Source organism: Streptacidiphilus anmyonensis (genome assembly GCF_000787855.1).
GTDB classification, from domain to species: Bacteria; Actinomycetota; Actinomycetes; order Streptomycetales; family Streptomycetaceae; genus Streptacidiphilus; species Streptacidiphilus anmyonensis.
The window spans coordinates 33,685-40,048 of record NZ_BBPQ01000041.1 but is presented as its reverse complement, the minus strand read 5'-3'; the positions used below and the strand labels follow the sequence as shown (position 1 = coordinate 40,048).

General features: G+C 73.6%; 5 protein-coding genes and 1 pseudogene. All 6 read right to left on the bottom strand.

The annotated features are described in order from the left end of the window. Nucleotides 1-689, bottom strand: a pseudogene (locus TR50_RS47110) (chromosome segregation protein ParM); the annotation flags it as partial. A gap of 80 nt (nt 690-769) precedes the next feature. After that, nucleotides 770-1,282, bottom strand: a complete 513-nt coding sequence (locus TR50_RS28145; RefSeq protein WP_236654624.1) for a conjugal transfer protein TraB — start codon at nt 1,280-1,282, stop codon at nt 770-772. A 16-nt stretch (nt 1,283-1,298) separates the two neighbouring features. Then, nucleotides 1,299-3,440, bottom strand: a complete 2,142-nt coding sequence (locus TR50_RS28140; RefSeq protein ID WP_052441413.1) for a hypothetical protein — start codon at nt 3,438-3,440, stop codon at nt 1,299-1,301. 123 nt (nt 3,441-3,563) lie between these two features. Beyond that, entirely contained in the window at nt 3,564-3,878 is a 315-nt protein-coding gene (locus TR50_RS28135; protein WP_042428042.1) for a hypothetical protein, read from the bottom strand. Then, nucleotides 3,875-4,351 carry a hypothetical protein gene (locus tag TR50_RS28130; RefSeq protein WP_042428040.1) on the bottom strand — a complete coding sequence of 159 codons (477 nt, stop codon included), beginning with the start codon at nt 4,349-4,351 and terminating at the stop codon, nt 3,875-3,877. Before TR50_RS28130 ends, TR50_RS28135 begins: the two co-directional genes overlap by 4 nt. A 107-nt stretch (nt 4,352-4,458) precedes the next feature. Next, nucleotides 4,459-6,364: hypothetical protein (locus tag TR50_RS28125; protein ID WP_063775156.1), on the bottom strand; the 1,906-nt coding region annotated here is incomplete at its 5' end.

The following is a 6,364-nucleotide window of genomic DNA, read 5'->3' as shown; positions in this document are numbered from 1 at the left end:
TGGCGGCCGTCCTCCTGGACGACGGAGGCGAGGTGGACGACGTTCTCGCTGACGCCGAACGCCGCGGCGACCACCGCTGGGCTCACGCCGGTGATCGGACGGCCGATCTCGCCGGCGCGCAGCATCATCGTCATGTCGTGGTCGGTTCCCGGGTGCCGGTCGACCTTGACGACGATGGTGTTGCCGGGGGTGCCGGCCTGCCGCCACAGGTGCACGACGCCGCGGGTGAACGGGTCCAAGTGGTGGTCGTTGTCGACCGGCTGGGGTTCGGTGGGCACGGGCGCCGGCTGCGCTGCGGCCAGGACGGGGGCGTGGCCGCGGCCGGGGCGGAAGCGTCGGCGGCCGGTCTTCGACAGCGGCAGCACGAAGCAGCCGTAGACGGCCCACGCGGCGGCCAGCGCCATGGTGCCCCAGCCGGGGATGTGGCTGGAGGCGACCTCGATCGCGGCGGCCAAGGCCAGCGGGGACAGCCGCATCAGCTTGCGGCCCACCCGGTTCTTCGCCTTGGCCAGCACGACGACCGGCGCGGCGAGCCCGCCGACCAAGACGACGTCGTTGAGCACGACGGCGGCCGCGTGGGCGCCGGTGCCCGGCGGCAGGATGGCGGGCAGGTGGGGAGCCGCTGCCAGAACCGGCGCGGCCAGCGTGTAGAAGGTGCGTTCCAGCACGACGGTGCGCGGTGTGGACACCGGATCTCCTTTGCGAAGGTGCGGCAGGGGAAGCAGCAGGGCGGCCCCGGTGGCGGGGCCGCCCTGCTGTGGGAGGGCAGTCAGTTGTTGAAGAAGCCGGGCTTGGGGGTGCGGTACTTGCGGCCGGTGCGGACCTCGTCCAGCGCGGCGTACAGCTTCGAGTGGCCCACCCGGGTCTGCTCCGCCAGGCCGGTGACGTCCTGCGCCGTCTCCAGCAGCTTGCGGACCTCCACCGAGGCGCCGCCCAGGGCGACCGAGACGGCGCTGGTCATCTCCACGAAGACCGGGTCCAGATCGGCGTTGGCGATCGTGTCGGCCAGGCTCCTGGCGCGGTCGGCGTTGTTCCGCATCCCCTGGAGCAGGTGTCCGAGCCGGTTCGTGGCCTCGTCCATGGCCCCGGCGAAGGCCTTCAGCTTGTGCTGGACCGCCTTGTAGCGGTTGTCCGCGTCGGTGGGCGCCGGAGTCGTGCTGGAGCCGGATCCGCCCGCCGGGACGGGCGCGTTGGCTGCGGGCGCGGCCCCGGAGCCGGTCGTCGGCGCGGGCGCGTTGGCTGCGGGGGCGGGGCTCGGGGCCACGGCCGTGTCGTCGCTCATCAGCGAGGATTCCCTTCTAGTCGTGGTGGGCGGCGGCGGAGGCCTGGGCCAGGCCGGTCTCGTCCTTGGCGGCCTGGTCCTGGCCGTAGACGTTCGCGACGGACTGCGCGGCGGTGACCGCTGCGGTGTACGCGGTCTCGCACTCCTGGGCGCACCTGGCCGCCTGGCCCTTCATCACGTCGGCGGCATCGGCGAGGTTCGCGATCAGGTCGGTGACCTCGGTCGCGATGTTGTGGTCGCCGATCAGGTCGGAGGCCATCTCGCGCAGCGCGTCGGCGATCACGCCGAGCGCCGTGGCGAGTTCCTCGGCCTCCTCCTTGTTGGCGGCCGCGTTGGTGGCGATGTTCGCGATCTCCACCAGGAACTGCTCGAAGGTGATGTCCGTGGCGTGCTGCCGCGGCGTGGCGTGCCGGTTGTAGGCGGGCCTGGACTTCTCGGTCTTCACGCTGCCGTCCTCCGGGGCGGGTCGGGTGGTTCCGGGCCGCTGGGTGTGCCGTTCGGGGGCACGCGGCAGGGCGGCGGGCTCCACGATCACGGCGTCGGCGATGTCGCCGTCGGCGGCGGAGCTCGGGGGCTGGTCGGTGCGGCCCGGAGCGACGGTCTCGGCGTCGACGACGGTTTCGTAGCGCTCCCGGTAGCGCCAGTCGTAGAACTTCGTCGCGTCCTCGTGGGTGATGTCGTCGACGCTGGTGGGGGCCCACCCGCGTTCCCTGTGGCTCCACTCGGCGAACTCGGCCAGGTCCTCCTCGGGCATGCGGAAGTCCTTGGGGTCGAACTTCGTCTTGCCCGGGGGCGTGCCCCCGGCGCTGGCTCCGGCCTCCGCGTCTGCGGGCTTCGGGCCCCCGGCAGCTGCGGTGGCCCCGGCAGCCGCGGTGCCGGCCCCGGTGCTGGTCGCCCCGCTCGCTGCGGCCGGGTCCGGCGCAGCAGCGCTGGCCCCGGCGGTCGGTGCGGCAGGGGCAGAGGCGCTGCCGTCTGCTGCTGCCCCGGCCGCTGCGGGCGCAGCAGCGGAGTCCGGCTTCGCGGTGCCGTCGGCGTCGGCCTTCTTGTCGGCCTTCGCCTTGCGGCGCTCGTCGAACCGCCGCTCGGCTTCGCGGGCCATGGCCTCGCCCAGGGTGACGCGCGTCGGGTCGCTGCGCCGGGCCCGTCGCTCCTGGCGCCGGGCCTGGCGGTCGGCGCGGGACTGGTCGCGGTCCAGGCTGCGGTCTCGAAGGTCCGCCGCCTGCGCGGCGCTGCGCCGCTGCTCGCTTCCGGCGGTGCGGGCCGCGGCCCGTTCCTGGCGGCCGCGGGTGCGCTCGGCCCGGCTGCTGCCTGTCTGCCGGCCTCCGCCGCCGCCCGCTCCGTCGGCTCCGCGAGGGCCGTTCTGACGGCCTCGGGAGCCGCCCGGCGCCTCGTTGCCCCGGCCACCCCCGTTGCGCCCGCCTGACGGGCCGCCAGAGCCCCTGCCGACGCTGCCGGAGGTGTTGCCCGCGCCGCCGTTGCGGCCGTTGGTGCCGTTGCTGCCGGAGCGTCCGCCCCCGCTGGGCCCGCCGCCGTTGCCGCCGGCACGGCCACCGCCGCCGGGGCCTCCGCCGTTGCGGCCCGAGCCGCCCCGGCCGATCGAGTGCGTCTTCCCCAGGCCCTTGTCCATCGCGGCCGCGTCCGCCTTGCCGCGGGCCGCCGCCCGGGCGGCGGCCGCCTGGATGTGCGCCTGGCGCAGCTTGTTGTGCTGCGCCATCAGGCCGATTTCGCGGTCCGTTCCCGCTTCGAGGTGGGAGACCTTCTGCGCTATCTCGGCCTCGCGATAGGGCGCTTCCGCCTCGTGGCGGGACTTTCCCAGCGCGATCCGGTAATCCAGCCAGTCACCGATCCGGTCGGCGAGCGAACGCGGGACGTCGTATTCGCCGCCTTCATATTCTCCTTCGTCATCCATTTCTCCGGATTCCGAATGGAACGCGGTCGGGATTTGCACGTGACCGCGTGAATCCTCGGGATTCGGCGCCCCCGGAATGACCGGCAATTCCATGGTGGTCTCCTCCGGGCTCTCCGGGGGGATCTCGGAAATGGCGGGCGCGGGCGTCGTGTCCTCGTAGGAGGGGATGGACGGCGGGGGAACGTAGGAGGGGTCGGTGCCGCGGAACGGGAGCACCGTGGCGTCGCTGTCGCCGCTGTCGTCGGACACGGCTGGCTCCTTCCTGGGGGTTGACAGAGAGTGGGGTCTCGTGTGCACGCGTGCACGGGTGCACGTGTGCACGCGTTACGCGAGGCCCCGCCGGGCCGTGGGGTCCGACGGGGCCTTCATTGGTCACGCAGGGTCACGCGGAGGGTTGCGCTGGACGACCTGCTCCGCGTAGTTCATGAGGTCCGTCCAGGTCCGCGAGTCGCCCGCCGCGCGCTGCTGCATCGCCGTGGTGAACAGGCGGCAGACGGCGGCGAACCCGGCCCACACGTCGGTGCGGCCGGCGCGGACTTCCTTGGCGATCTGGGAGCGGGCGATTCGGAGCCAGAAGTCCATCGCACCGGCGTCGCCGCGTTTCTCGCGGGCTTTCCGCTCTTCCCCGATGTACCAGCCGCGCCGGGATTCAGCAGCGCGTTCGATGCTGGTGAGGGGGCGGTTCACGCCGACCGCCTGTCACCCAGGTCGAAAATCGACGCAGGAGCAGAATACACCGAATCCTGCGGGCCGGTAGCCGTTCCCGGCTTTTCCGGGCTGGAGGGCAAAACCGGGCGGTTCTTTTTCTGGTTCTTGGCGATCTCCTTCGCCTCTCGCTTTCCGGGCAGCGCCTTGACTTCCTCGTGGTGGGCGCGGCGCTTGAACGTGGCCTTTTCCAGGCCCTGGGTCAGGCCTTCCAGGTGGGTCAGAACGCCCTTGAGGGTGCGCTCGACCGGCAGGGCGCGCAGCCGGGCGTGGTACCAGCGGTCGCCCGCCACGTGGTGGTTGGTGCGCAGGTCGACGCGGGTCTCCTGGTGCAGGATCTCCAGGTCCTGGCCGATCGCCAGCAGCACCCGCTGGACGTCGGCGAGGTAGGCCGCGAAACGGTCCGGGTCCTGCGCGGCGGCGCGCAGTGCGGCCTTCCGTGCTTCATCGGTCATGGGTTGCCTCCGTGGGCGGTTCTGCGGGGGTCGGCTGCTTCCGGCAGTCGCGGCGAGGGCCAGCCCGGCGTGCGGGCTGGCCGTCACCGGTGGTGTCGGAGGGCGGGTCAGGTCAGGTACTTGTCCGCGTCGTCCGGGCGCAGCAGGCCGGCCTGGGCGAGCAGGCGGACCGCCCGGGGCTGGTTGACGCTGAGCTCGGTGCGTGCGCGGGAGACGTTGACGAAGCCGTCGTCTTCGCGGGGCAGTGCCTGTACGGCGGGGAGGAGTTCCTCGTCCGTACGGGCGGGCGTCGTACCGGTACGGCCGATGGCCGCCTGGGTGGTACGCGGGCGGGAGGACGCGGTGCCTGTACGGGCGCCCGGGACTCCGTTCGCCGGTGCTGTACGGGCGTGGACCGTACTGGTACGGCCGCCGCCGGTGGCTGCCGCTGTACCGGTACGGCCGCTGTGCTCCGTACCGGTGCTCGGCGCACCTTCGGACTGTGCCTGTACGCCGCTCGTACGGCCGGTGTACGCGCTGGTCACCCCGGGTGCCGTCCCGTTCGGGGCGGCGGGGGCGAGGGCGGCGTGTACAGGCGGCGTACCAGCCGGGCCGAGCGCGTTCGCTGGGGTCGGCGTACCGGTTGCCGCCCCGTACGAGGACGCTCCGGACGCGGTCGTACGGGCGTGCGTCGCGCCGTCCGTACGAGCGCCCGTCCCGGTGTGTACGGGCGCGGTGTCCGGGCTGTCGTGTCCGTCCGTGCCGTCGTCGTGCATGAGCGTGTGGACGCGCCAGATGACGGCCACGAAGATCAGCACGACGAACGTCGTCAGCCACCACGGGGCCGCGTGCCCGGCGGGCACCAGGTGCGCCTGGTCGGCCAGGTGGAAGGTGACGTTGGCCGACGCCATCAGCGCCAGGGCCGACGCGATGTCCCGCTTGGTGCGGAACGCGGTGACACAGTAGACGTCGATGCTGACCGGCAGCAGCGGGGCGACGTAGGGGTGGATGCCGACCATGTGGGCCAGCGCGTACTCGCCGGAGGCGGCGAGCCCGATGCCGGCGGCCAGCGCGATCCACGGCGCGGTCTTCCACGCCTTGCGGCTGACCTTGCGGTGCCAGCCGCGCCAGCGCGAGGCGGCGTGCTTTGCCGCCTTGGCCTCCTCCAGCAGCCGGCGGGCCCGGGCCTCATCCGCCTGGGCCCGGTCGGTGATGCCCTTGGCCTTGCGCTCGGCCTCGGCGGTGATCCGCTCGGCCTCCTTCTGAGCGGCGTCGCGCAGCTGCGCGGCGACCGTCTTGGCCTCCTCCCGCAGCCGGTCGCGCTGCTTGTCGCAGGCCGTCTTGAGGCCGGCCAGGTCGTCGGCCAGCGCGTTGCGCTTGGCCGAGGCCTCGGCGTCGAAACGGTCGGTCAGCGCCCGCAGCTTCTCGCGCAGTTCGCTGCCCGCCTGCTCCGCCTCGTTGAGGGCGGAGGCGACGTGGGCGTCGGCTTCACGGCGCCGCTCGTCCGCGGCCTTGACCGCGTCCGTGTACAGCTGCTCGGCCTCAGCCCGCCGGGCGTCGTACTGCTCGGCCGCCGTGGCGGCGAGCTTGTCGACGCGCTCGCGGGCCTGCGCGACCTCGCGCTGAGCCGCGGCCACCAGGTCGTCGGCCTGCGCCTGGGCGCGGGCAAGGATCTGGCCGGCCTCGGTGCGGCGCTGGTCGACCATGGCGCTGATCTCGGCAAGGTCGGCTTCGGCCATGCGCCGCAGTTCGGCGACCGCCTTGCCGGTGGCCTCGCGGTCGGCTTCGGCCAGGCCGGTGAGGTCGGCGACCTGAGCGCGGGCGCCGTCGACCAGCTCCGCCGCGCGCTCGTGCGCCCCGGAGAGCAGCCGGTCGGCCTCGCCGCGCGCCGTCTCCAACTCGCTCTTGGCCGCAGCCCGGTGGGCAGCAGCCTCCTGGTCGGCGTCGCCCGTGATGCCCTCGGCGCGGGCACGGGCCTCGGCGAGCAACTCGGTGACCTGCTCGTGGGTAGCGGCGACGGTGCGCGCCGCCAGC